Genomic DNA, 25,194 nt, shown 5'->3' on the forward strand with positions numbered 1-25,194 from the left:
CCGCTGCGACGTCAATCCGCAGATGGGCCGCGAGAAATACAACCCCGATTACCTGCTCAAGGAAGGCTTCCGCGGCCCGGCGATGCTGCCTCACGTGCTGAGGAAGTAAGCCGACGTCCGTACCGTTGTCCGGAGTGCCGCCGCCAGCAGGGGGAGACAACCCTGCGGTTGCGGAACCTGAAGTGCGTCCGTCCAGAGACGCACCAAAAGAAGGAAGGTAGGAGACAACAGAATGTTCAAGGTATGCGTCGATATCGGCGGGACCTTCACCGACTGCGTCGTTTGCGACGACCAGGGCCGGCTGCGCCAGTTCAAAGCGCCGAGCACTCCGAAGGACTTCGCGCAGGGCGTCATGGACGTGCTCCGGGAGGCGGCTCCCGCGTACGGCCGTTCGACCGAAAAATTCATTGGCGAGATCGACCTGATCATGCACGGCTCGACCGTCGCCACGAACGCGGTCGTCACGCGCAATCTGTCGAAGACGGCCCTGATCACGACCAAGGGCTTCCGCGACATCCTCGAGATGCGCCGCGCGAACAAGATCGAGACCCGTTCGATGTACGAGGCGCAGATCCCGCCGTACGAGCCGATCGTTCCGCGCTACCTGCGCTTCGTGCTCGAAGAGGAAACGCGCCCGACCGGCGAGGTCGTCAAGCCGATCAACCGCGGCGAACTGAAGCTCGTCATCGAGCAGTTGAAGCGCGAGAAGGTCGAGTCGCTGGTCATCTGCTTCATCAACTCGTACGCCAACCCGGAAAACGAGCGCCTGACCGCCGAGCTGTGCCGCAAGTACCTCGATGAGGACGTCTTCATCACCTATTCGGCGGACATCGTGCCGACGATGGGCGAGTACGCGCGGCTCAGCACCGCGGTGATCAGCGGCTGCATCGGGCCAATCGTGTCGCGTTACATGACGCGGCTGGAGAACGGGCTGAAGGCGGCGGGTTTCGGTGGCCAGCTGCTGATCATGCAGGCCAACCAGTTCGCGCAGTCGGTGGAGGCGCTCAAGCGCAAGCCGGTGTACCTGATCGGTTCGGGACCGTCCGCGGCGCCGGCCGGCGGCGCCTTCCTCGGCAGCATGATCGACGAATCGAACTTCATCACCGCCGACATGGGCGGCACGACCCTCGACGCGAGCCTGGTGCGCAAGGGCGAGGTGTCGCTGACCGCGAACGAATGGCTCGGCGACGAGCTGATGGGCATCAAGGTGGTGGACGTCAAGTCCGTCGGCGCGGGCGGCGGCAGCATCGCTTGGATCGATTCGCTGGGCCTGTTGCGCGTCGGCCCGCAGAGCGCGGGCGCGGACCCCGGGCCGTGCTGCTTCAACAAGGGCGGCACCTTGCCGACCGTCACCGACGCCGCCGTCGTGCTCGGCTACATCCCGACCGGAAACTTCTGGGAAGGCAAGATGGCGCTCGATGTCGAGCTGTCGAAGGCGGCGATCCAGCCGCTCGCGGACAAGCTGAACATGACGCTGGAAGCGACCTCGCAGGCGATCTTCACGACGGTCAATTCGAACATGGCCGATGCGATCACCGAGATCTCGACGCGCAAGGGCTTCGACGTCCGTGATTTCAGCATGATGGCGTTCGGTGGCGCGACGCCGCTGTGCGCGGCCTTCATGGCCGACCTGCTGAACATGAACAAGGTCGTGATTCCCAACTACGCCGCCACCTTCAGCGCGTGGAGCATGTTCTCGCTCGACATCGGCCGCGACTTCGTGCGTTCGTACATCTGTCCGCTGAGCGGGGCCAATCCTGCCGACATCAACCGGCTGTACGACGACATGCTCGCCGAGGCGCTGACGGACTTTGCCGCGCTGGGCGTGACGCGGGGCGATCTGACGCTGGTCAAGTCCGCGGACGTGCGCTACGTCGGGCAGTACCACGAGGTGGAGCTGAACCTCCCCGAAGGCGAAATCTCCGCGAGCGACATCCAGTCGCTGGCCGAGGAGTTCCACGAGCGGCACAAGGAGTTGTACACGTTCTCGCTGCCGTGGGTCACCGTCGAGTTCCGCAATGTGCGCCTGATCGCGAAGGTCAAGGGGCAGAAGATCGACATGTCCCGCATCGACGAAGGCGGCAGCGATTCGGCCGCGGCGCTGAAGGGGACGCGGCAATGCTACTTCGGCAGCGGCTACCGACGGACGCCGATCTACGACGGCGACCGCCTGCTCGCGAACAACACCGTCGCCGGGCCCGCGGTCATCGAAGAGCCGCTGACCACGCTGGTGATTCCCGAGAACTTCAACTGCTCGATCGACGCCTACGGCAACTACCTTATCGAGAGGGTGTGACGATGACTCAGATTGATCCCATCACCGTTGCGACGACCTGGCACGCCCTGCAGCGCATCTGCAAGGAGATGCGCCAGACGATCGAGCGGACGGCTACCAACGTCCTGGCGACCACGCTGCACGATCTGGCCTACGGCATCTGGGACGCCAAGGGGCAGGCGATCGCGATTCCCGAAGGCTTCCCGTGCCGGCTGGTGTCGAGCTCGTTCCAGATCAAGGCGGTGCAGAAGCAGTTCGGCGACAAGATCTATCCGGGCGACGTGTTCCTGACCAACCACCCGTTCGACGCCGGCGCGGTGCACCTGCCGGACTGGGTCTTCGTGCGGCCGATCTTCTACGGCAACGAACTCGTGCTCTTCACCTGCATGGGCACCCACGTGCCGGACAGCGGCGGGGCGATGCCGGGCGCGTACTTCCTCGCGCACGATTCGATCGCCGAGGGCCTGAACATTCCGCCGGTGAAGCTCGTCGAGCGCGGCGAGGTGCGCGAGGACGTGCTCGGCCTGCTGCTCGCGAACAACCGCCTGCCGGACATGATGCGCCGGGAAATCCGTTCGCTCGTCGGCAGTACCGCGCTGGCCGAGAAGCGCGCGGTCGAGCTCTTCGACCGCTATGGCCGGGACACCGTCTTCGCCTGCCTCGACGAGATGATCCGGCGCACCGAGAAAGCGGTCCGCTCGGAGATCACGAAGTGGCCGGACGGCTCGTGGTACGCCGAGGCGCAGACCGACGACGACGGCGCCGAGATCGGCAAACCGGTGACGGTCCGCTGCCGGCTGACCATCAAGGGCGACGAGGCGACGTTCGACTTTTCCGACAGCGACGAGCAGGTCAAGGGTTATGCCAACGTCGGGTACTCGGTCACGCAGAGCATGGCGCTCGCGACGGCGTTCATGTTCCTCGATCCGGCGCTCGCGGCGTATCACAACGAAGGCACCTTGCGGCCGTTCAACATCGTGGCCGCCGAAGGCACGGTGACGAACTGCCGTCGTGGCAGCCTCGTGGCGGCAGCGCCGTCGCTCGTCGGTCACAAGATCATCGAGTGCGTGCTCGCGACCCTGTCACAGGCCTTGCCGCAGCGCGCGCTGGCAGCCTACCCGGGGCCGTTCGAGCTGATGTTCCTCGGCAACGACCCGCGCACGAACGAGTTCTACGTCTATGTCTCGTTCTGCCCGGACGCCGGCGCCGGTGCGGTGTATGGGCACGACGGCTACCAGTGCTTCGCGTGCGGCCCGACGCTGGGCGTCGCGGCCAAGGCGGACGCCGAGGAAGAGATGGTGCGGTTCCCGTGGCGGGTCACGCGTTACGAGTTCATGACCGATTCGCACGGGGCCGGCAAGTGGCGCAGCGCGCCCGGCGTCATCTGGGAAGGGGTCAATGAGGGCTCGGACTGCGTGTCGAACCTCGGCCCCGCCGATGGCTGGCATACGCAGGGCCAAGGGCAGCAGGGCGGGTCGCCGAGCGTCCTGAACAAGGGCTACATCGTGCGGGGCGAGGACCACATCGAGATCAAGGAGCCGCACGTCGGGCAGCAGCTGAAGACCGGCGACGTCTTCGTCGCGAAGGCCGGCGGCGGTGCCGGGGTCGGACGTCCGGAGGAGCGGGATCCCGAGGCGGTGCGGATGGACGTCAAGAACGAGCTCGTCTCGATCGAGATGGCGCGCAACGTCTACAAGGTCGTGCTGGACCCGGGGACCTTCGAGATCTACGAGAGCGCGACCGCGAAGCTCCGGGCTTCCGCGGCTGCCGGCCAGGCCGTCTGAGCCGTCCGTTGCCGTCTGCCGATAGATACGTAAATGGCGTCCATACAGAAAATGAAACGTGCCGAACTGAAGCAATGGGTTCTGACGACCGGCCGCGCAGAGGAACACGGCGGCATCCTGTTCCTCTGTGATCCCGGCTGGAGTGCCGCGGAGAAATCACAGGTCGCCGAGTTGCAGTGCCGCGCGAGCGAAGACGGTGATGGCGGCAATGGCGAGACCGGCTGGCTGTGCCTGCCGACCGGCGGGACCAGCGGCAGCATCCGCTTCGCCCGCCACGACGAGCACACCTTGAGCGCGTCGCTCGCCGGGTTCTGCGCGCACTTCGGCGTCGCTCAGGTGAATGCGCTCGATGTCCTGCCGGCGTCCCACGTCAGCGGCCTGATGGCGCGCATCCGCTGCGCAGCGACCGGCGGCGAGCACGTCGCGTGGTCGTGGAAGCAGCTCGAGGCCGGTGAATGGCCCGAGCTCGCCGACAAGCCCGACGCGTGGTTCATCTCGCTGGTGCCGACGCAGTTGCAGCGACTGCTGCGCAGCGAAGCCGCCGTCGATCGGCTGCGGCGGTTCCGCGCGGTCTTCGTCGGCGGCGGGCCCTTCTGGCCAGAACTGGCGGAGTCCGCAGCCGCAGCCGGCGTGCCGGTCGTGACCGCCTACGGCATGACCGAGACGGGGGCGATGGTGGTCGCCCAGCTGCCGTCCGACTTTGCCGCCGGCGACCGCAGTTGCGGCCGGCCGATGCCGCACGCGCGGGTCGAGATCGTCGATGACGTGTCGGGCGAGGTCCTGCCGCAAGGCGCGACGGGGCTCGTGCGCATCACCGGCGACAGCCTGTTCCACGGCTACTGGCCGGAGCGACGGCCGACGCAATCCGTGCTGACCGACGATCTCGGCTGCTTCGATGCGCAGGGAAGGCTGACGATCCTCGGTCGACGCGATGCCGTCATCATCACGGGCGGCAAGAAGGTGCATCCGGCCGAGGTCGAAGCGGCGTTGCGGTCGAGCGGCGAGTTCTCCGACGTCGCGGTCGTCGGCGTGCCCGATACCGACTGGGGCAGCGTAGTCGTCGCCTGTCATCCGCGGGATGCCGGAACGCCGGATCGACGAAAGGTCGATTCGGCGCTGGCCGGACTCGCCGCATACAAGCGGCCGAAGAAGATCCTCGGCATTTCGCCCTGGCCGGTCAACGCGGTCGGAAAGCTCAACCGAGCGGCCCTCCTCGCGTCCGCATCCGCCGGAATCAATCACTGATCACGGGAGCGGGGCGGCAGTTCGCGTCCCGCGTCGCACACACCACCGGTCCCGGCCTGTCGCCGGGCCCGCAGGGCCCGTGCGCCCATCCCGAGCGTCGCTTTATCAAACTTCAGGAGGCATCGTTGATGAATCTCATCATTCGCAAAGCCGCCGTCCTCGGCGCGGGGGTCATGGGCCGGCAGATCGGCGCCCATCTGGCAGCCTGCGGCGTGCCGGTGGTCCTGTTCGACCTTCGCGCCGACAAGGGCGACCCACGCGGCATCGCCAGGAAGGCGATCGACGAGCTGGTGCGTGCGCGGCCCGCACCGCTGCTCGGCAAGGGGCTCGCCCCCTACATGGAGCCGGCCAACTACGACGACGACCTGGCGCGCCTGCGCGACTGCGACCTCGTCATCGAGGCGATCGCGGAACGCAGCGACTGGAAGCGTTCGCTCTACGAGCGCGTCGTGCCGTATCTCGACGAGAAGGCGGTCCTCGCGAGCAACACCTCCGGACTGTCGATCGACTTGCTTGCGCAGGTGCTGCCGGCGGAACGCCGCGCGCGCTTCTGCGGCATGCATTTCTTCAACCCGCCGCGGCTGATGCGGCTCGTCGAACTGATTCCCGCGCGCGACACGGCCCCGGCGCTGCTCGACGCGCTCGAAAGCTTCGTCACGTCGCGCCTCGGCAAAGGCGTCGTGCGGGCGAAGGACACGCCGAACTTCATCGCGAACCGCGTCGGCACGTTCGCGTTCGCCGCGGCGATGTATCACACGCGCCGCCTCGGCTTGAGTTTCGACGAAGTCGATGCGCTGACCGGCCCGCTGATCGGGCGCCCCGGCAGCGCGACCTATCGCACGCTCGACCTGATCGGCCTCGACACGCTGCGCCACGTGCTCGGCGGCCTGCCGCAACTGCTCGCGGACGATCCGTGGCACGAGCACTTCGGCGTGCCGGCGTGGATGGACGTTCTCGTCGAACGCGGCGCGCTCGGACAGAAGACCCGGTGCGGCATCTACCGCAAGGACGCGCAGGGGAACAGCGTGTTCGACCTCGACGCGCAGGACTACCGCCCCGTGGCGGGCCGCGTGGATGCCGCCCTGCAGAAGATCCTGAAGATCGCGGCGCCCGGAGATCGCCTCGCCGCACTCCGCGCGTGCGATCACCCGCAGGCGCAGTTCCTCTGGAGCGTGCAACGCGATCTGTGGCACTACTGCGCGGTTCATCTCGGGAACATCAGCCCGAGCGCCCGGGAAGTGGACCTCGCGATGCGCTGGGGCTACGGCTGGGAGCAGGGGCCGTTCGAGAGCTGGCAGGCGGCCGGGTGGTCCGACGTCGCCGCGGCGATCGGCGACGACATCCGGGCCGGCAAGACGATGGCCGATGTGCCGCTGCCCGCGTGGGTGTCCGACGGGCGCAGCGGCGTGCATGGCGCGGGCGGCTCCTACTCGGCGCTCGACGAACGGGACAGCCCGCGCAGCGCGCTGCCGGTCTACCGCAAGCAGCCGTATGCGTTGCGCCTGCTCGGCGAGCCGGCCGCGGACGACGGGGTGACGCTGTTCGAGAGCAATTCGGTGCGCCTGTGGCATCGCGCCGGGGACGTCGACATCGCGATCCTGAGCTTGAACGGCAAGGGCGCGACGCTCTCCCCCCAGGTCGTCGAAAGCATGCAGGAAGCGGTGGCGCGCGCCGAGCGCGGCTGCAAGGCGCTGGTCATCTGGCGGCCGCAGTCCGACTTCTCCTTCGGCGCCGACCTCAAGGCGCTGTGGGCGAGGATGGACGCTAAGGATTGGCCAGGCGTCGAGGGGATGCTCAAGCAGTTCCAGACGCTGACCGGCGCAATCAAGCATGCCGGCGTGCCGGTCGTCGCCGCGGTCGCGGGCAGGGCGCTCGGCGGCGGCTGCGAACTCGTGATGCACTGCGCCGCGGTGGTCGCCGCGATGGAAAGCCAGCCCGGGCTCGTCGAAGCGGGCGTCGGACTGATTCCCTCCGGTGGCGGTTGCAAGGAGCTCGCGCTGCGGGCGAGCCGCCGCGCGCTGCGGGCGCTGCAGAACGAGCCACTGCCGTTCATCCAGCCCGCGTTCCAGACCGTCGCCGGCGCCATCACGGCCGACAACGCGCTGGATGCGAAGCGCCTCGGTTACCTCGCGCGGCGCGACGTCGTCGTGCCGCACTCGGACGAAGTGCTCCATGTCGCGCTGGCCCACGCCCGCGCGCTGGCCGAGTCCTGGCAGCCGCCGCTGCCCGCGCGCGACATCCAGGTCGCCGGACGCGGCGGCATCGCGACGCTCGAAGCCGGCCTCCTCAACCTGAGGGACGGGGGAATCATCTCCGCGCACGATTTCCGCGTCGGACGCGCGCTCGCGGTCGCGGTGTGCGGCGGTGAGATCGAAGGCGGCGTGACCGTCGATGAACAGTGGCTGCTCGACGTCGAGCGGCACGAATTCCTCGAACTGCTGAAAACCGAGGCGACCCGGCAACGCATCGTGCAGATGCTGGAAACCGGCAAGCCGCTTCGCAACTGAACCGGAGACAGACATGGGGAAACAGATTCAGGAAGCCTATATCGTCGCGGCGCTGCGCACTCCGGTCGCGAAACGGCGCGGCATGTTCCGCTACGTGCGTCCCGACGACATGCTCGCGCACGTCATCGCCGGCGTCGTCGCGCAGGTGCCGGGGCTCGATACCGCCGAGATTGCCGAAGTCGTCACCGGCTGCGCTAACCCGGAAGCCGAGCAGGGTTTCAACGTTTCGCGCGTGGGCAGCCTGATAGCCGGCCTGCCGGTCGGCGTTCCGGCCTACACCGTCAATCGCTTCTGCTCGTCCGGCCTGCAGGCGGTCGCGCTCGCGGCCGATCGCATCCGGCTCGGCGAAGCGGATGTCGTCCTCGCCTGCGGCACCGAATCGATGTCGGTCATGCCGACGATGATCGGCAACAAGACGGTCCAGAACCCGGCGATCGTCGGGCAGGATCACCTCGTCCCGGTGGCCTGGGGCATGGGACTGACGGCCGAGCGGGTCGCGACGCGCTGGAACGTGTCGCGCGACGCGCAGGATGCGTTCGCCGCCGCGTCGCACGAAAAAGCCGTCGCCGCCATCGCCGCCGGAAGTTTTCGCGACGAAATCCTGCCCTACGCGGTGCGCGACCACCTCCCGGGCGAGGGCGGCGCGGTTCGCGTCGTCGAGCGGCTGTGCGACACTGACGAAGGGCCGCGGCCCGGCACGACCGCCGAAGCGCTCGCCCGGCTCAAGCCGGTTTTCGCGATGGGCGGCAGCGTGACCGCGGGCAACTCGTCGCAGATGTCGGACGGCGCCGGCGCGGTGATGCTGATGAGCGAAGCGGCGCTGCGGCGCTACGGCGTGCAGCCGATTGCCCGCTTCGTCTCCTACGCGGTCGCCGGCGTCGAGCCGGAAGTGATGGGCGTCGGGCCGATCGAGGCGATTCCGCGGGCGCTCCAGCGGGGCGGGCTGAAGCTCGACGACGTCGACTGGATCGAGCTCAACGAGGCGTTCGCCGCCCAGGCGCTCGCCGTCATCGATACGCTCGGCATCGACGGCAAGCGGGTGAACCCGCTCGGCGGAGCGATCGCCCTCGGCCATCCGCTCGGCGCGACCGGCGCGATCCGCACCGCGACGATCATGAACGCGATGCGCCGCGGCGACGCGAAGCTCGGCATGGTCACGATGTGCATCGGCACCGGCATGGGCGCCGCCGGCATTTTCGAGCGGGTGTAAGCCATGTCCCGCGCACTCGACTCGATGCCGATGCACATCGTCGTCTGCATCAAGCAGGTGCCCGACAGCGCGCAGATCCGCGTGCATCCGGTCACCAACACGATCATGCGCCAGGGGGTGCCGGCGATCATCAACCCCTACGACCTCTTCGCGCTCGAACAGGCGCTGCGGATCAAGGACAGCGCGGACGCGCGCGTGACGGTGCTGTCGATGGGCCCGTTCCAGGCCGAGGAGGCGCTGAAGAAGTGTCTGTCCTACGGCGCGGACGACGCGATCCTCGTCACCGACAAGAGTTTCGCCGGGGCCGACACGCTGGCGACGACCTACGCGCTGGCGGCGGCGATTCGTCAGCTCGACCGGCAGCATCCGGTCGATATCGTCTTCACCGGTAAGCAGACGATCGATGGCGACACCGCGCAGGTCGGCCCCGGCATCGCGGTGCGGCTCGGGTGGCAGCTCCTGACCTACGTGTCCCGCTTGCGCGAATTCGACGCCGCGGCGAAGACGATCACCGTCGAGCGCCGCGCCGAAGGTGGCGTCCAGGTGCTCGAATCGCGCCTGCCGTGCGTCATCACGATGCTCGAAGACACGAACGAAATGCGCTTCGCCGACATGGCCGGGATGTTCCGCGCGGAGCGTTACGAGGTGCCGCGCTGGGACCGCAGCGCCGCCGGCATCGAGGACGTCTCGCGGATCGGGCTGAAGGGTTCGCCGACGGTCGTCGCGCAGGTCTTCGCGCCGAAGCCGAAGGACGTGCGGGCGGTGACGATCGAAGGCGAGACGCCGCGGGACAAGGCCGATCGCCTGCTCGATCGGCTGTTTGCCGACAACCCCGCACTCGAGGCCACGCTGCTGGACCATCTCGAAACCGTGGAGACCGCGAAATGAGCGATGCCCCCGATACGGCCAGGCAGATCAAGAAGCCCAAGCGCGCCCTCGATCCCAAGTACGCGAACTATCGCGGCGTCTGGGTGTATGTCGAGCACGAGCACGGCTACGTCCATCCAGTGAGCTGGGAACTGCTCGGCAAGGGGCGGCAGCTCGCCGACAAGCTGCAGGTCCCGCTCGCCGGGATCGTGCTCGGCGGCACGGACGCCGGGATCCGCGCGCTATGCGACGAGGCCGCGCGGCATGGCGCGGATCTCTGCTATCTCGTGCAGGACGACGTGCTGCACGACTACCGCAATCAGGCCTACACGAAGGGCATGGCGGACCTCGTCGAGCGCTTCCAGCCCGAAGTGCTGCTGCTCGGTGCGACGACGCAGGGACGCGATCTGGCCGGATCGCTCGCCTCGACCTTGCTGACCGGGCTGACCGCCGACTGCACCGGACTGGACATCGACGCCTCCGACCGCACGCTGCTGTCGTCGCGCCCGACGTTCGGCGGCAGCCTGATGTGCACGATCGTCAATATGGCGACGCGCCCGCAGATGGCGACCGTGCGTCCGCGCGTGATGCCGATGCCGCAGCGCGACCCCGCGCGGACCGGGGAAGTCATCGAGCACGCGCTCGGCTTGAGCGAAGCCGAGGTCGTCACGAAGGTCGTCGACTTCATCCCCGACGCCCAGGCCGACAAGCCGCAGCTCGCGTTCGCCGATTTCATCGTTGCCGGCGGCCGCGGCATGGCGAAGCCGGAGAACTTCGGCCTGCTGTTCGACCTGGCGAAGGAACTCGGCGCGGAGGTCGGCGCATCCCGGCCTGCCGCGCACGCGAAGTGGGTCGAAGCGGATCGACAGGTCGGGCAATCGGGCAAGACCGTTCGACCCAAGCTGTATATCGCGGCCGGCATTTCCGGCGCGGTGCAGCACCGGGTGGGGATGGAGGGGGCCGACATCATCGTCGCGATCAACAACGACGAGAAGGCGCCGATCCTCGATTTCTCCAATTACGCGCTGATCGGCAACGCGATGGAGCTGCTGCCGGCACTGACCGAAGCCTTCCGCGAGCGTATCGCCGCCGCCAAAGCGAAGAGGGGAGTGGTCGCATGAGCGAAAAATTCGACGTCATCGTCGTCGGCGCCGGCCCGTCGGGCAACGCCGCCGCCTACACGCTGGCCCGCGCGGGCCTGTCGGTGCTGCAGCTGGAGCGCGGTGAAAGCCCCGGGACGAAGAACGTCCAGGGCGCAATCCTCTACGCGCACGCGCTGGAGAAGATCATTCCCGATTTCCGCGACCACGCGCCGCTCGAGCGCCACGTCGTCGAACAGCGGATGTGGCTGATGGACGAGGCGCAGGCCTGTAGCGGCATGACCTACCGCGACGAACAGTTCGCGCAGCCGCCGCATTACCGCTACACGATCGTCCGCGCGCGCTTCGATCGCTGGTTCTCCGAGCAGGTGCGCGAAGCGGGCGCGACGGTCATCAACGAGACGACCGTCACCGGCCTGTTGAAGGACAAGAACGGCAAGGTCGTCGGCGTGCAGACCGAGCGCGACGGCGGCGAGATCCGCGCGGACGCGGTGATCCTCGCCGACGGCGTGAATTCGCTCGTCGCGCAACGCGCGGGTCTGCGCGAGGACATCCGCGCGGAACACGCCGCGCTCGCGGTCAAGGAAATGCTGTTCCTGCCGCGGGAAACGATCGAGCAGCGCTTCGGCATCGGCGAAGAGCAGGGCGTCGTCATCGAGATCGCCGGCCGGATCACGCACGGCATGGTCGGCACCGGCTTCCTGTACACGAACCATGATTCGCTCGCGATCGGCATCGGCTGCATGCTTTCGGACCTGCGCCGGCAGCAGCTCTCGCCGTACCAGCTGCTCGAAGGGTTGAAGCGCCATCCATCGATCCGGCCGCTGATCGAGGGCGCCGAGATGAAGGAGTACGCGGCGCACGTGATCCCCGAAGGCGGCTACAAGGCGCTGCCGCGACTGTACGGCGACGGCTGGATGATCGTTGGCGACTCGGCCGGCTTCGTCAATGCGGTGCATCGCGAGGGGTCGAACCTCGCAATGACCTCGGGCCGCCTCGCCGCCGAAACGCTGATCGCGCTGAAGACGCGGGACAAGCCTTTTACCGCGTCGAACCTGTCCGCGTACAAGGCGGCGCTCGACGGCAGCTTCGTGATGAAGGACCTGAAGAAGTACGCCGAAGTGCCGAGCTTCCTGCACGGCAACCCGCACATGCTCGGCACGTATCCGAGCCTGCTCAACACCGCCGCGCGCGAGATGCTGATGGTCGATGGCACCGACAAGCGCACGAAGCAGCGCCGGATCTTCGCCGAAGTGCGCGAGAAGCGCTCGCTGCTCGGCTTGGTCGGTGACTCCTATCGTTTCTGGAGGGCTTTCAAATGAGCGCCGCGAACAATGCGCCCGCAGCGACGCCTCCGGGGATCAACGTCGAGGAGAAGCTGTTCCAGAACCGTTACCGCGTCGATCCCGGCCGGTCCCACATCCGCATCAAGGATCCGGTCGCCTGCGACGGTTGCGCGCCGAAACCCTGCGTCGTCTGCTGTCCGGCGGGCGCGTGGCGGCTGGAGGAGGGGAAGGTCGATCTCGTCGTCGACGGCTGCCTCGAATGCGGCAGCTGCCGCATCGTCTGCGACCGCGACAACGTCGATTGGAATTACCCGCGCGGGGGCTTCGGCATCCTGTTCAAGTTTGGCTGAAACGGCAATGACGCGTTTCCCTGGACGTGCACCAAAACCGCAATTGCATGCGGAGTCCGGCTCCTCCCCTTTACCCGTCCCGATTCTCCTTGGGTAAAGGTTTTTCCCCCGCTCGACGGAGCGGGGGATTTTCTGCCGGCGATTTCAGTGCCTGACGAGGAGCGTGCCGGTCCCGAGTAGTTCATTAAAACGCTGGAGGAGGAGTCATGAAACTGGTCGTCGGCATTTCGGGCGCAAGCGGCGCGATCTATGGAATTCGCATCCTCGAGGTACTGAAGAAGGCGGGCGTGGAAACCCACCTCGTGATCTCCGATTCGGCAAAACGGACGGTCGCCTACGAGACCGATTACAGCATCGAGGCGATCAAGGATCTCGCTTCCTGCGTTCATGACATCAACGACGTCGGCGCCTGCATCGCGAGCGGCTCGTTCAAGCATGCGGGCATGGTGATCGCGCCGTGCTCGATCAAGACGCTTTCGGCGATCGCGAACTCCTTCGACACGAACCTGCTGATCCGCGCCGCCGACGTGACGCTGAAGGAGCGGCGCAAGCTCGTGCTGATGATCCGCGAGACGCCGCTCCATCTCGGGCACCTGCGGCTGATGACCCAGGTCACCGAAACCGGCGCGGTGCTCGTGCCGCCGATGCCCGCGTTCTATCACCGTCCGCAGACGATCGAAGACATCGTGATGCAGACGGTCAACAAGGCGCTCGACCAGTTCGACCTGAATCTCGATCTCTTCAACCGCTGGACAGGGAACGAGGAGCGCGAGGTGCTGAAGCAGCGCGCGCGGCAGAAGCTGCCAGCGTAAGGCTCGCCGGCCGACTGCGATCGGCGCGGATTTACGACCGTATTTTCGACCGGTCGCTCTCCGCGTGCGCCGGCTACGCGCGACGGCCGGGCGAAGAACGATCGAAGCAGCGCGGGGGTGACTTCGACGACGCCCCGCGCAATGTCGAACACATCCTTCGGACCGTTCGCGCCACCGGCCGCGCGATCGATGTCGTTCCCGATGATTGGCCGGTCAATAGGCGGAGAACCATGAAAAGAACGCTTCAACCGGGACTCGTCGCGAATCGGCGCGTCACCGTGGACCGCGCACGCACGATCGATTTTCTCGGCGAATCGCTGCGCGTCTACGCGACGCCCCGTCTGATCGAAGATTTCGAGAGCACCTGCCGCGACTTCCTGCTGCAGTACGTCGATGCCGGAGAGGATTCGGTCGGCACCGAAGTGAGCGTCACCCACAGCGGAGCGACCTTGCTCGGGATGGCGGTCGATATCTCCGTGACCATCGCCGAGGTCAACGGGCGCCATGTCGCCTTCGAACTTGTCGCGTGGGATGCTGCGGAAGAGATCAGCCGAGGTCGACACAGCCGCTTCGTTGTCGGCATCGCGAAACTGCGCGAACGAGTCGCCGCCAAGGCGCAAAGCCTTTAAGACACGACGAACTGTTCACCGGCACCCCATCCGGTTCATCTCAACACGGAGATTCGCCGATGTCTTTACCGAAGTTCACTTACGTCGCTCCCGCGAGTCTCGATGAAGCGGTGACGCTTGCTGCGGATCTGGGCGACAAGTGCGTATTCATCGCGGGCGGAACGGACATATTGGTCGCGATGAAAGATCGCGTGATCACGCCCGAATGGGTCATCGATCTCAAAGGCATCCCCGGAATGGACGAGCTCTCGTACATCCCGGGTGAAGGACTGAAAGTCGGAGCGCTCGCAAAACTCCGTGCGATCGAAACCTCGGAGATCGTTCTGGAGAAATATCTCGCCGTTGCCGACGCAGCGCATTCCATGGCGTGCAGGCAGATCCGCGCGAAGGGAACGATGGCCGGCAATCTCTGCAACGCATCGCCTTGCGCCGACATGACGCCGATCCTTCTGGCGCTGAACGCTTCGGTGAAAACATTCCGAAAACATCCCGAATGCGGGCGGACGATTCCCCTCCAAGACTTCTTCATAGGTTTGAAGAAGACAGCCCTCACGCGCGACGAGATCGTGACGCAAATCGAAATCCCGGAGCCGGGCCCGCGGGAATGCGCCGCCTACGTCAAACATACCTTCAGGAAAGCAATGGACATCGGGATCGTCGGCGCGGCTGCGTGGCTGAAGATGGACGGCGAGACTTGCGTCGACTGTCGTATCGCGCTCGGCGGCGCCGGGCCGACTGCAATCCGCGCCTATGGCGCCGAGGCGTTGCTCGTCGGGCAAAGACTCACCGGTGCACTGATCGATGAAGTCGGTGTTCGGGCCGCCGAGTGCTGCTCCCCGCGCCGCGACGTCGGACCGCGCCGATACCACCGGGTCCACCCCGAATACCGAAAAGACATGATCAGGGTGTTTACCGTGCGCTCGATCAGAAGGGCCCTCGAACGCAGAGGCATCTAAATCGACAGGGGTGACACGATGCGCATCATTCGGATGAAGCTGAACGACGAGCAGATCGAAGCGCTGGTCCAGGAAAACTGCACCTTGCTGGATTTTCTACGCAATCAATTGGGCGCGACCGGGACCAAGAAAGGTTGCGAGGAAGGCGAATGCGGCGCCTGCACGGTGCTGATCAATGGCGTGCCGATGAATTCCTGTCTGATGCTGGCGGTCGAGGCCGACGGACAGGAAATCACGACCATCGAAGGCATTGCAAGGAACGGGGAGCTCAGCCCGCTGCAAAAGGCCTTTATCGAGAAGTGGGGGCTTCAGTGCGGGTTTTGCACGCCGGGCATGATCATGTCCGCCACGGCCCTGCTCAAGGAAAACCCCAGTCCCACCGAATTCGAGATCAGGGAGGCCATTGCCGGAAATCTTTGCCGTTGCACGGGCTATGCAAAGATCGTCGAAGCGATCTCGGCAGCGGCCGACGCGATCAAGGAGGCCTGAAGATGTCGACGGAAAGGTCCGAGAACCTGAAGTACTACGACGGTCTCAGGAAGATCTACAAGAAGCCCGAAGACTACGAATTCGTCGGCAAGAGCTATAACCGAATCGATGCCGAGGACAAGGTCACCGGAAGGGCCAAATGCACGGCGGATATCTACCTGCCCGGAATGCTCTACGGCAAGCTCAAACGCAGCCCGTTCGCTCACGCGAAAATCATCAGCATCGATACCTCCAGAGCCGAGGCGCTTCCGGGAGTGAAATGCGTCATTACCGGCAAGGATTTCCGCGGCGGCAAGCTCGGTAATCCCGAGGCATTCAAGGAACTGGCCGACAAGGAATCCCTTTGCAAAGACAAGGTCCGGTTCGTCGGCGACGAGGTCGCTGCGGTGGCCGCGGTCGACGAAGAGACTGCAATAGAAGCAGTTGAACTCATCGACGTGGTCTACGAGGAGTTCCCCTGCGCGCTCGATCCGGTCGAAGCGATGAAAGAGGACGCTTCGGTCATCCACGAACCGGGCACGCAAAATCTCAGCATGCTCACGACGATGCAGAGCGGTGACTGCGACAAGGCTTTTTCCGAGGCGGATTACACCGACAAGCATCGGTACAGCACGCAGATGATGGTACACGCGGCACTGGAGCCGCATGGCGCGGTGGCGACGTGGGAGAACAACGAGATCACGATCTGGACGACGACTCAGGGGGCTCACGTCAGCCGCTTCTGGATCGCACACGGTCTCGGTATTCCTCAAAGCCAGGTCAGGGTCATCAAGCCGTATCTGGGTGGCGGCTTCGGCGGCAAGCTGGATGTTTTTCCCCACGAGCTGTGCGCGTGCCTGATGTCGATGAAAACGGGGCGACCGGTAAAGATCATCCTCGACAGGAAGGAGGTTTTTTACGGCACCAGAACCCGCCACCCGATGGAACTCGAGATCGAGACCGCGTTCAGGAAGGACGGCACGATGCTCGCGAAGCGCTGTCGCCACGTACTGGACGGCGGCGCGTATGGCGGATCGGGCGTCGCGGCCAATGTCCTGTCACTCATTTGGGCGACGCTCCCGTACAAGGTCGCCAACATAGACATGATGGCCCGCCGGCCTTATACCAATAAGCCCGCGGCGGGCGCGATGCGTGGCTATGCCGCGTCCCAGGTCCATTTTGCGAATGAAGTCCATATGGACGAAGTCGCCGAGGAGCTCGGTATCGATCCGGTCGAGCTTCGTCGCATCAACGCTTGCGTTCCGGGCTATGAAGGACCGACGGGGCTACAGGTTACGAGCTGCGCTTTCAAGGAGACGCTCGACAAGGCGGCGGAGGCGATCGGTTGGGAGGAGCGAAAGAACGGCCTGAAGCGCGGAGAAGGCATCGGCTTTGCGGGAAGCGGCTTCGTCTCCGGCACCGGGTTTCCAGTGCTGGAGACGCCCAAATACCATTCCGCGAGCACGACGGTCAGACTGAACCGCGAGGGTTACGCGACGATATTCACCGGCGCGAACGATATCGGTCAGGGCTCCGATACGGTCATGACGATGATCGTCGCCGAGGAACTCGGTCTGAAAATGGATGAGGTCAAGATCGTTCAGTCGGATACCACGCTCACGCCTTTCGACTCGGGTTCGTTCGGCAGCCGCGTGACCTTTCTCGCCGGCAATGCTGCTCGCCGAGCCGTGGGTGACGCAAAGCTCAGCTTGCTGGAGGTTGTCGCCGAAAACTGGAACTGCCAGCCTGAAGATATCGTCATGAAGGATCACCGCGTATTCAAAAGGGGCGATTCAACGAACGATATTTCCTTCAGTGAAGCGGTCTGGATGTACGAGGAAAAGCATTACGGTAAATCCGTTGTCGGCGTCGGTTCATTCGCGCACGACGGCGACAAGGAGATTTACAAGAAGAACCGCGGCAATTATGCGGCCGCCTACAGTTTCAGTACCGGTGCAGCGAGCGTCGAGGTCGATGAAGAAACCGGCTGCATCGATTTATCGGAACTCGTTCTTGCACATGATTGCGGCCAGCCGCTCAACCTCCGTGCGGTCGAGGGGCAGGTGGAAGGATCCGTCCATATGGGGCTCGGGTTCGCGTTGTTCGAAGAGTGCCGGTTCGACGAAACCGGAAAAATGCTGAACCCGACCTTCCTCGACTATCGCTTTCCGACCGCTCTCGACATGCCGCGGATTCGAACCATCACTTGCGGACAACCCGACGAGGAAGGCCCGTTCGGCGCAAAGGAGGCCGGAGAGGGCAGCACGCCGCCTGTTGCACCGGCGATCGTCAACGCGATCAACCGAGCGACCGGGCTCAAGTTTCACGATTTGCCGATCACTCCCGAAAAGGTATGGCGAGCGCTGAAGGCAAGAAAGGCCGCAGAAGCTGCCGGCGTTCAAGAGGGACGAAACTGCGGTAAGCCTTGACCAAGGCTTGGGGGAGGCGCAGGCCGCTCGCGTAGCGACGCGGTGCGTTCGATGGCGTTTGGCGAAGTCCCGTACGAGGCGGCCGCGCGGGTCTTGTGCCGCCTTGCAGCGGGGGCGGGCGTTTTTGCAGGGCGGCGATTTCCGGCCGGTGACATACAGCCGGTCCGAAAATCCCCGCGCGCTTCACTCCCGGTGGTGCTCTTACGTGTGTGCCCTGGCGCTCACCCGCAGGTGCCGACCGCGCCGCAGGCGGTGCAGAAGTCGCAGCCGTCCTTGCGGATCACCGAGTAATTGCCGCATTCGGTGCACAGCGCGCCCTGCATCACTTTCGGGTCGCTGGTTTCGCGCGGAGCTTCGAGGATCCCCATTTCACGCACCGGGTATCCCTTTTCGTCCAGTACGCCGAGCATCGCGTAGCGGTGGATGATCAGTTGCGCCATGTACGCGACGGTGCTCGGGTAGTTCTGCTGGCGCTTCGTGCCCGGGACGAACGCCATGAAATCGCCGAGCGGTTCCGGGTAGTTCAGCAGCTTGCGCAGCTTCATGCCGACCCACGCCGGATCCATCACGCGCATGTCGAGCGACAGGATGCGGGTGAGTCCGTCGAGCGCCCGCGGGTAGTTGCCGGACAGCCACACCGAGTACGGGCGCGTCATGCCGACCGAGAAGCCGTCCTGCGCGGGCAGGGTGATTTCCTTCAGGCCGAGCACGAAGTCTTCGCCGGTGGCGGGGTTCTGGATATCCACTGTCCAGGACAGCGTGCCGTCGGTGCCGGTCTTCGGTTCCTGCAAGCTGAACAGCGTGTCCAGAACCGGCGTCGCGCCGCCGTCGGTCAGCGCGCCGAGCTTCTCGCAGCGGTAGCGGACGACCTGGGCGAAAGCGGAGACGGTGCCGGGGAAGAGCGTCTTCTCGCCGTGCGGCGGGAAGGGCATCTCGAAGGACTTCTCGCCGATCGTCTTCGCGAGCGTCTCGAGCTTGAGCTTGAGCCAGCCCTGGTCGTTCGCGCGCATGTCCATCGACAGCGTCTTCGCGACCGCGCCGAGGCCGCGCGGCTGGTCCGCGCCGTTGACCCACACCTCGAACGGGAAGTTGCCGTGGCCGTTGTTCTCGATGTGGCCGACGAACAGCGCGAAGTCGCCCTGCGGCGTGTCGAGCATGTAGGTCCAGGCGAGGTTGCCGTCGGGCAGTTCCGGGCGGCCCGGCCAGCGCAGGCTGGACAGGACCGGCGCCGGAAGACTCTTGATCGCGAGACGCTTGTTCGGGCCGGACAGTTCGACGTCCTGCGGTTGCTTCTGTTCGTTCGTCGGCGTGACCGACAGGACCGCGCCGAGCACCGAGTTCGGGCGGTAGGTCGCGAGCCCCTTCAGCCCGGCCTTCCATGCGGTGAGGTAGAGGTCCTCGAATTCCGCGTACGGGTAGTCCTCGGGGACGTTCACCGTCTTGGAGATCGACGTGTCGACGTACGGCGCCACCGCGGCAACCATGTCCTTGTGCGCCTGCGCGGAGATTTCGAGCGCGGTCACGAAATACGTCGGCAGCTTGTCGACGTTGCCGCCGATGTGGCGATACAGCCGCCACGCGTAATCCTCGACTGCGTATTCCTTGTACGTGCCGTCGGCCATGCGCTTGCGGCGCGTGTAGGTGTACGAGAACGGCGGTTCGATGCCGTTCGACGCGTTGTCGGCGAACGCGAGCGAGATCGTGCCGGTCGGCGCGATCGACAGCAGGTGCGAGTTGCGCAGGCCGTGCTTGCGGATCTTGTCCTTGACCTCGGCGGGCAGCCGCGACGCGAAGTTGCTGCCCGACAGGTACAGGTCGGCATTGAACAGCGGGAAGGCGCCGCGCTCGCGCGCGAGTTCGGCCGACGCGAGATAGGCGCGGTCGCGCATGTATTCGGAGATTTTCGCCGCGACGGTGCGCGCCTCGGCGGTGTCATAGCGCTTGCACAGCATGATCAGCGCATCGCCGAGGCCGGTGAAGCCGAGGCCGACGCGGCGCTTCGACTGCGCTTCGTTCTCCTGCTGCTCCAGCGGCCAGTGCGTGACGTCGAGTACGTTGTCGAGCATGCGGATCGCGACGTCGACGACTTTGCCGAACGCGGCGTAATCGAACTCCGCCTTGTCGGTGAACGGCTGCTTCACGAACGGCGTCAGGTTGATCGAACCGAGGTCGCAGCAGCCGTACGGCGGCAGCGGCTGCTCGGCGCATGGGTTCGTCGCCTCGATCGTCTCGCAGTAGTACAGGTTGTTGTCCTGGTTCATGCGGTCGAGGAACAGGATGCCCGGCTCGGCGTGGTTGTACGTCGAGCGCATGATCTGGTCCCACAGCTCGCGCGCCGGCAGCTTGCGGTACACCCACAGCCCGTCGTCGCGCTGGTAGGCGCCGCCCGCCTTGAGTTCGTCGATCGGCTCGGCCTTGTGCGTGAGTTCGACGTCGGTGTTCGAGTCGACCGCCTTCATGAACGCGTCGGTGACGCCGACCGAGATGTTGAAGTTGGTGAGGTCGCCGTGGTCCTTCGCGTGGATGAATTCCTCGATGTCCGGATGGTCGCAACGCAGCACGCCCATCTGCGCCCCGCGGCGCGCGCCGGCGGACTCGACGGTCTCGCACGAGCGGTCGAACACCCGCATGTACGACACCGGGCCGGACGCGTTCGACAGCGTTCCCTTGACCAGCGCGCCCTTGGGACGAATGCTCGAAAAGTCGTAGCCGACGCCGCCGCCGCGGCGCATCGTCTCCGCGGCTTGCGCGAGCGCGGTGTAGATTCCCGGCCGGCCATCGACCGCTTCGGTCACCGAGTCGCCGACCGGTTGCACGAAGCAATTGATCAGCGTCGCCTGGAGGTTCGTGCCGGCAGCGCTGTTGATGCGCCCGGCCGGGACGAAGCCGCGCTCCTGGGCCTCGAGGAACTTCGCCTCCCAATGGGCGCGCTTGTCCTCTGCTTCGACGGCAGCGAGCGCGCGGGCCACCCGGGCGCGCACTTGCGCCACGCTCTGCTCGTCGCCCTTGGCGTATTTCTCGACGAGAACTTCACCGGAGATTTCCTGCGCCGCCAGCGTCGATGCGTCCTTCTTGCCCTTTGCCTGGATCGTCGAGTTCATGTCTTCTTGTCGTCCGTCGTGGGTGTTTGCGATGTCGCGAAGCATAGCTGCGAGCGCAGGTTTGTGCAAAAAAATAAAAATTAAGAAAAACAGATAGTTAATATTTAATTCGGTGTGTCAATAGCTTGATGGGCACAACATCTAGTAGCCTGAAGAGACCCTCCAAAGCGTGAAAAGCCAGGCAGGGTAAGGGGTTCACGGTAGAAACCCGGAGTGCCGGGAGGATCGCAAAAAAAATTTAATATCTCGCCCGGTTCGATGGACCCCCGGCGCGACGCGGACAGCGAGGAGGTGCGAGGGGACGAATGGAACGGCCGGGACGGTGCCCGACGAGTCGGCGGTATTGCGCCGAAGACGGCGAACGCACACTCACGCCCCCGCCGCGGCAGGCGGCTGGAAGCCGCCCGGCGGATCGAAGCGCCGTCAGTGCAGCTCGGGGAAAAACAGCGCGACGTACGCCGCGAGGTTCAACTCCGCGTCCTCGCGGACCTTGGCCAGCGCTTCCGGAGCCATATCGAGCTGGGACCAGATCACCGGGTCGATCCCTGCGAGGGCCGTCTCGGCCGTGTCGCCGTTCAGGTCGGCCGCAGCGAGGTGAGCGGCAACATGGACGATCGCGGCTTCATAGGCGTGTTCGCCGCCGAGCCGCGGATTGAACTGCGCGCCGGTGATTTGCGCGAAAGCCCCCGGCAGCTTCCATCGCTCCATCAGCGCGGCGCCGACCTCGGCGGAATCGCAGCCGACGATACGGCGTTCCGCGTCGTGAAGGCGCTCGCCGCTTTCTTCGCTCGCCGCCCGCGATGCGCTGGCCGCGTCGGGCGCGGCCTGGTACATCACGAGGTGGCCGAGGTCGCTGAGCAGTCCGATGACGAAGAGCCGTTCGGCGGACGGGAGTCCGCAGGCTCGTCCGATCGCTCTCGCGGCGAGCCCGCGCATCACGCTGCCGCGCCAGAAGCGGGAGAGATCCACGTGGGCCGGGTCGAGCTGCGCGAACGTCGCGCCGAGCGACATCGCGAGAACCAGATCGTGCACCTGCTGCAAGCCGAGCAGCACGACCGCCCGTTCGGCAGTCTCGATCGGCCTGCCGTAGCCGTAGAACGCGCTGTTGACGACGTGCAGCAGCCGCGCCGTCGTCGCCGGATCACCGGAGATCGCCGTGGCGACTGCGGTGAGGGAGCCGTCCGGAGCGTCGAGTTCCTCACGGATGCGCAGATACACCGCCGGCAGCGATGCGAGCGTGGCGAGGCCGGTGACGAGTTCTGGGGCGGAAGGCATTAGGCGTGTCCTTGTCCTGGAAGGTCTGCCGCCCTTGCCGGCGGGCGGGCAGTGAAAGTGACGACCTGGCCGGGAAGTGATTCGGGCTGGAGTGTGACGTGCGAGATGCCGAACCGTTCGTCCAGCAGATTTTGCAGGCGCGCGAGCGTGTCCGGCCAGTTCCGGCCGGTGCGCAGGATCACGTGGGCCGAGAGGGCCGCGTGGTTGGAGTCGAGACTCCAGACATGGAGGTCGTGAATCGAATGGACGCCGTCGACGCCGGCCATCGTGCGGCCGATTTCGGACAGCGAAAGGTCGTCGGGGACCCCTTCGAGCAGCGTATGCGCCGCGGTGCGGAGCAGCTTGAGCGTCGACGCGAGAATCAGGCCGCAGATCAGCATCGACAGCAGCGGGTCGACCGGGAACCACCCCGTATAGGTGATGACGACCCCGGAGATGAGGGCCGCCACCGAGCCGAGCACGTCGCCCATCACGTGCAGCAGCGCGCCTCGCGTGTTCAGGTCGTCCTCCCCGTGCGACAGAAGCCACGCCACGAGGAGATTGATCGCGAGGCCGATTGCCGCGACGAGCGTCACCGCCGCACCGGCGACCGGCCGCGGGTCGAGCAGCCGTTCGACCGCGTGCCAGCCGATCAGAACCACGAGAATCAGCATGAACAGCCCGTTGAGCAGGCCGGCAAGCGTCTCGAATCGGCGCAGACCGTACGAGTGTCGCTCACTGGCCGGGCGACGGGAAACGACGGTCGCGACGGTCGCGAGCGCGAGCGCGAGGCTGTCGGTGAGCATGTGGCCGGCGTCGCCGACCAGCGCGAGGGATCCCGACCACCAGCCTGCGACCGCTTCGACCGCCGCGAAGGTCAGCGTCATCGCGAGTGCCCACGGGAGCGCACGCCCCGCGCCGTGCGCGTGGCCGTGGTGAGAGCGGGTAGAGTGGGCGTGGCCGTGGTGCGAATGGCCGGGGTTTGGGTGATCGTGGGAGTGCGGCGAAGCCATCGTCGTCGTCAGAAGGGGCGGAAGGAAGCGCCCATTCGGCCGGTGGAGCACGACGGGCATTGGAATTGCCGGAATCCGGGGGCACGCGGTGGCAGCGTGCCGAGGGGCCGGTTTGCTATCGAGGCGGAGACTACACCATGCGTATCATCAGCTGGAACATTCAATGGGGTCGCGGCGCCGACGGTCGGGTCGATCTCGGATGGACGATTGCGGCGATCGGCGAGGCCGGCGGCGCCGATGTGATTTGTCTGCAGGAAGTCGCGCAGAGTTTCCCGGGCCTCCCGGGGGGACACGGCGAAGACGACATCGCGATACTCTCGGAGGCGTTTCCGGATCACGAGGTCGTCTTCGGACCGGCGCTCGATGTCGCAAACGGTGGGCGGGCGCGGGCGCGTTTCGGCAATCTGATCCTGTCGTCCCTGCCGGTCGAGCAAGTCTTCCGGCACCTGCTGCCATGTCCGGCCGACCCCCGTGTCCCCGGAATGCAGCGCAGCTGCGTCGAAGTGGTGCTGAGCGCACCGTTCGGGCCGCTCCGCGTTCTCACGACGCATCTCGAGTATTACTCGCAGCGACAACGCGCCGCGCAGATCCGCGCGCTCGGTGCGCTGCAGGACGAGGTCGTCGGCCACGCTGGGGCGCACACGACGGGCAAGGAGGCAAACCCGGTTTTCGCCCCGCGTCCCCGTCCGGCCAGCGCGGTCGTGTGCGGCGATTTCAATTGCGAACCGGGGTCCGCCGAATACCTGCTGATGAGCGCCGGTGCGGAGGGCGCCGAGGCACGCTGGCGGGACGCGTGGGGTGTCGTGCACGGTGCCATCGCGCACGCGCCGACGGTCGGGCTGCACGGCGCCGAGTGGCCCGACCGGCAGTACTGCTGCGACTACGTGTGGGTGACGGAGGATCTCACGCCGCGCGTGCTCGACTTCGGAGTCGCGACCGCGACCGCCGCGTCCGATCATCAGCCGATCTGGCTCGAACTGCGCGACTGAAGGGGAGCCTGCCTTCGTGGCTCCCGCAACCTTTTCGCGGGTCTCGGCTAGTGCGCGCCAACGGGCAGCGCCGCCGGCGGTCAAGGCGACTGCCGACAGCAAGTCGGGCTGGAACGCTTCAGCTTCGCACCGACGACGGCAGCGGTTCGACGAGGTCGCGGTACGCGTGCCACGTGGCGTGCCCGACGATAGGCATCAGCACGACCAGTCCGAGGTGGAAGCTCAGGAATCCGATCACCGTCAGCATGACGATGATGAGCGCCCAGACGATCATCGCGGCCGGATTGCGCGCGACGGCGCCTATGCTCCCGAGCATCGACGAAACCGCGTCCTGGTTCCGGTCGAGCATCAATGGAACGGAGATCACGCTGACGGCGAACACGACCGCCGAAAACAGCAGTCCGACGCCGAAATAGACGAGCAGGAATTCGAGGTTTTCGAGCGCGAACAGCTGTGTCAGGAAGCCCGAGAGATTCGGCATCTCGTTCGTGTAGAACAGCGCGAAGACGACGAGCGAGGCGCGCGCCCAGACGAGAAACACGATTCCCAGCACGACTGCGAAGATGCCGATGTTGCCGGCGTTGTGCTTCCAGACGGTGAGCGTCGGCGCGAGCGCGCAGCGGCTGCCCTGTTCGCGGCGACGGCTGATGTCATAGAGCCCCATCGCGAGGAAAGGGCCGAGCAGCAAGAAGCCGGAAGTCAGCGCCGCGGTGTATTGGTAGGCGTGCTCGAACACGAACGTGATCAACAGGCCCATCGCCGAGAAGCAGAAGCCGTAGAACAGGCTCGGCACCGGGCAGGCCGCGAAATCCGCGAATCCTTTGCGGATCCAGCTCAAGGGCGCGATGGCCCGTACGTCGCGGACGGTCGGAAAGACCGGTTCGTCCACGGCGAGTTTGGCATCGTTGGGCTGGGACAT

Annotated in this window: 19 protein-coding genes; 15 read left to right on the top strand and 4 right to left on the bottom strand. The window is 65.8% G+C overall.

Going from position 1 to position 25,194, the window contains the following annotated elements; genetic code table 11:
- Positions 1-232: 232 nt before the first annotated feature.
- The 14 genes from ROZ37_RS16045 to ROZ37_RS16110 all read left to right on the top strand — a co-directional run bounded on the left by ROZ37_RS16045 (position 233) and on the right by ROZ37_RS16110 (position 17,918).
- The gene (locus ROZ37_RS16045) at positions 233-2,296 is read left to right on the top strand and encodes a hydantoinase/oxoprolinase family protein (RefSeq protein ID WP_312660820.1); all 2,064 of its coding nucleotides are present in this window, start codon (positions 233-235) and stop codon (positions 2,294-2,296) included.
- A gap of 2 nt (positions 2,297-2,298) precedes the next feature.
- The gene (locus ROZ37_RS16050) at positions 2,299-4,059 is read left to right on the top strand and encodes a hydantoinase B/oxoprolinase family protein (RefSeq protein ID WP_312660821.1); all 1,761 of its coding nucleotides are present in this window, start codon (positions 2,299-2,301) and stop codon (positions 4,057-4,059) included.
- 51 nt (positions 4,060-4,110) lie between these two features.
- Positions 4,111-5,304, top strand: a complete 1,194-nt coding sequence (locus ROZ37_RS16055) for an AMP-binding protein (protein WP_312660822.1) — start codon at positions 4,111-4,113, stop codon at positions 5,302-5,304.
- A gap of 125 nt (positions 5,305-5,429) precedes the next feature.
- Complete coding sequence (locus tag ROZ37_RS16060; protein WP_312660824.1) at positions 5,430-7,811, top strand: 3-hydroxyacyl-CoA dehydrogenase NAD-binding domain-containing protein; 2,382 nt, start codon at positions 5,430-5,432, stop codon at positions 7,809-7,811.
- A gap of 13 nt (positions 7,812-7,824) precedes the next feature.
- Entirely contained in the window at positions 7,825-9,021 is a 1,197-nt protein-coding gene (locus ROZ37_RS16065) for an acetyl-CoA C-acyltransferase (RefSeq protein WP_312660826.1), read from the top strand.
- A gap of 3 nt (positions 9,022-9,024) precedes the next feature.
- Complete coding sequence (locus ROZ37_RS16070) at positions 9,025-9,909, top strand: electron transfer flavoprotein subunit beta/FixA family protein (protein ID WP_312660827.1); 885 nt, start codon at positions 9,025-9,027, stop codon at positions 9,907-9,909.
- Positions 9,906-11,009: an electron transfer flavoprotein subunit alpha/FixB family protein gene (locus ROZ37_RS16075; RefSeq protein ID WP_312660828.1), complete on the top strand. Its 1,104-nt coding sequence runs from the start codon at positions 9,906-9,908 to the stop codon at positions 11,007-11,009. Before ROZ37_RS16070 ends, ROZ37_RS16075 begins: the two co-directional genes overlap by 4 nt.
- Positions 11,006-12,310, top strand: coding sequence for an FAD-dependent oxidoreductase (locus ROZ37_RS16080; protein WP_312660829.1), 1,305 nt, complete (start codon positions 11,006-11,008; stop codon positions 12,308-12,310). The genes ROZ37_RS16075 and ROZ37_RS16080 overlap by 4 nt, the downstream gene beginning before the upstream one ends.
- A complete protein-coding gene (locus tag ROZ37_RS16085) occupies positions 12,307-12,624 on the top strand; it encodes a ferredoxin family protein (protein ID WP_312660831.1) in 318 nt (105 codons plus the stop codon). Before ROZ37_RS16080 ends, ROZ37_RS16085 begins: the two co-directional genes overlap by 4 nt.
- 206 nt (positions 12,625-12,830) lie before the next feature.
- The gene (locus ROZ37_RS16090; RefSeq protein ID WP_312660832.1) at positions 12,831-13,436 is read left to right on the top strand and encodes a UbiX family flavin prenyltransferase; all 606 of its coding nucleotides are present in this window, start codon (positions 12,831-12,833) and stop codon (positions 13,434-13,436) included.
- A gap of 230 nt (positions 13,437-13,666) precedes the next feature.
- Positions 13,667-14,065 carry a thioesterase, FlK family gene (locus ROZ37_RS16095; RefSeq protein ID WP_312660833.1) on the top strand — a complete coding sequence of 133 codons (399 nt, stop codon included), beginning with the start codon at positions 13,667-13,669 and terminating at the stop codon, positions 14,063-14,065.
- Between the two features lie 59 nt (positions 14,066-14,124).
- Positions 14,125-15,021 carry a xanthine dehydrogenase family protein subunit M gene (locus ROZ37_RS16100; protein WP_312660984.1) on the top strand — a complete coding sequence of 299 codons (897 nt, stop codon included), beginning with the start codon at positions 14,125-14,127 and terminating at the stop codon, positions 15,019-15,021.
- Between the two features lie 33 nt (positions 15,022-15,054).
- A complete protein-coding gene (locus tag ROZ37_RS16105) occupies positions 15,055-15,510 on the top strand; it encodes a 2Fe-2S iron-sulfur cluster-binding protein (protein ID WP_312660835.1) in 456 nt (151 codons plus the stop codon).
- A gap of 2 nt (positions 15,511-15,512) precedes the next feature.
- On the top strand, positions 15,513-17,918 hold the full coding sequence (locus ROZ37_RS16110) for a molybdopterin cofactor-binding domain-containing protein (RefSeq protein WP_312660837.1): 2,406 nt from the start codon (positions 15,513-15,515) through the stop codon (positions 17,916-17,918).
- Positions 17,919-18,139: 221 nt separating this feature from the next.
- On the opposite strand, the gene ROZ37_RS16115 is transcribed toward ROZ37_RS16110, so the two are convergent.
- The 3 genes from ROZ37_RS16115 to ROZ37_RS16125 all read right to left on the bottom strand — a co-directional run bounded on the left by ROZ37_RS16115 (position 18,140) and on the right by ROZ37_RS16125 (position 23,346).
- Positions 18,140-21,019, bottom strand: a complete 2,880-nt coding sequence (locus ROZ37_RS16115) for an adenosylcobalamin-dependent ribonucleoside-diphosphate reductase (RefSeq protein WP_312660838.1) — start codon at positions 21,017-21,019, stop codon at positions 18,140-18,142.
- Between the two features lie 423 nt (positions 21,020-21,442).
- Positions 21,443-22,294 (bottom strand): HDOD domain-containing protein, encoded by an 852-nt coding sequence (locus ROZ37_RS16120; protein WP_312660840.1) that lies wholly within the window; start codon positions 22,292-22,294, stop codon positions 21,443-21,445.
- Positions 22,294-23,346 (bottom strand): cation diffusion facilitator family transporter, encoded by a 1,053-nt coding sequence (locus ROZ37_RS16125; RefSeq protein ID WP_312660841.1) that lies wholly within the window; start codon positions 23,344-23,346, stop codon positions 22,294-22,296. The genes ROZ37_RS16120 and ROZ37_RS16125 overlap by 1 nt, the downstream gene beginning before the upstream one ends.
- Positions 23,347-23,423: 77 nt before the next feature.
- Between ROZ37_RS16125 and ROZ37_RS16130 the strand changes: the two genes are divergently transcribed.
- Entirely contained in the window at positions 23,424-24,275 is an 852-nt protein-coding gene (locus ROZ37_RS16130; protein WP_312660843.1) for an endonuclease/exonuclease/phosphatase family protein, read from the top strand.
- Between the two features lie 118 nt (positions 24,276-24,393).
- Here ROZ37_RS16130 and ROZ37_RS16135 read toward each other — a convergent pair whose 3' ends face one another.
- Positions 24,394-25,194, bottom strand: coding sequence for a DUF2189 domain-containing protein (locus ROZ37_RS16135; protein ID WP_312660845.1), 801 nt, complete (start codon positions 25,192-25,194; stop codon positions 24,394-24,396).

This window comes from Aromatoleum sp., assembly GCF_032027225.1.
Classification (GTDB): domain Bacteria; phylum Pseudomonadota; class Gammaproteobacteria; order Burkholderiales; family Rhodocyclaceae; genus Aromatoleum.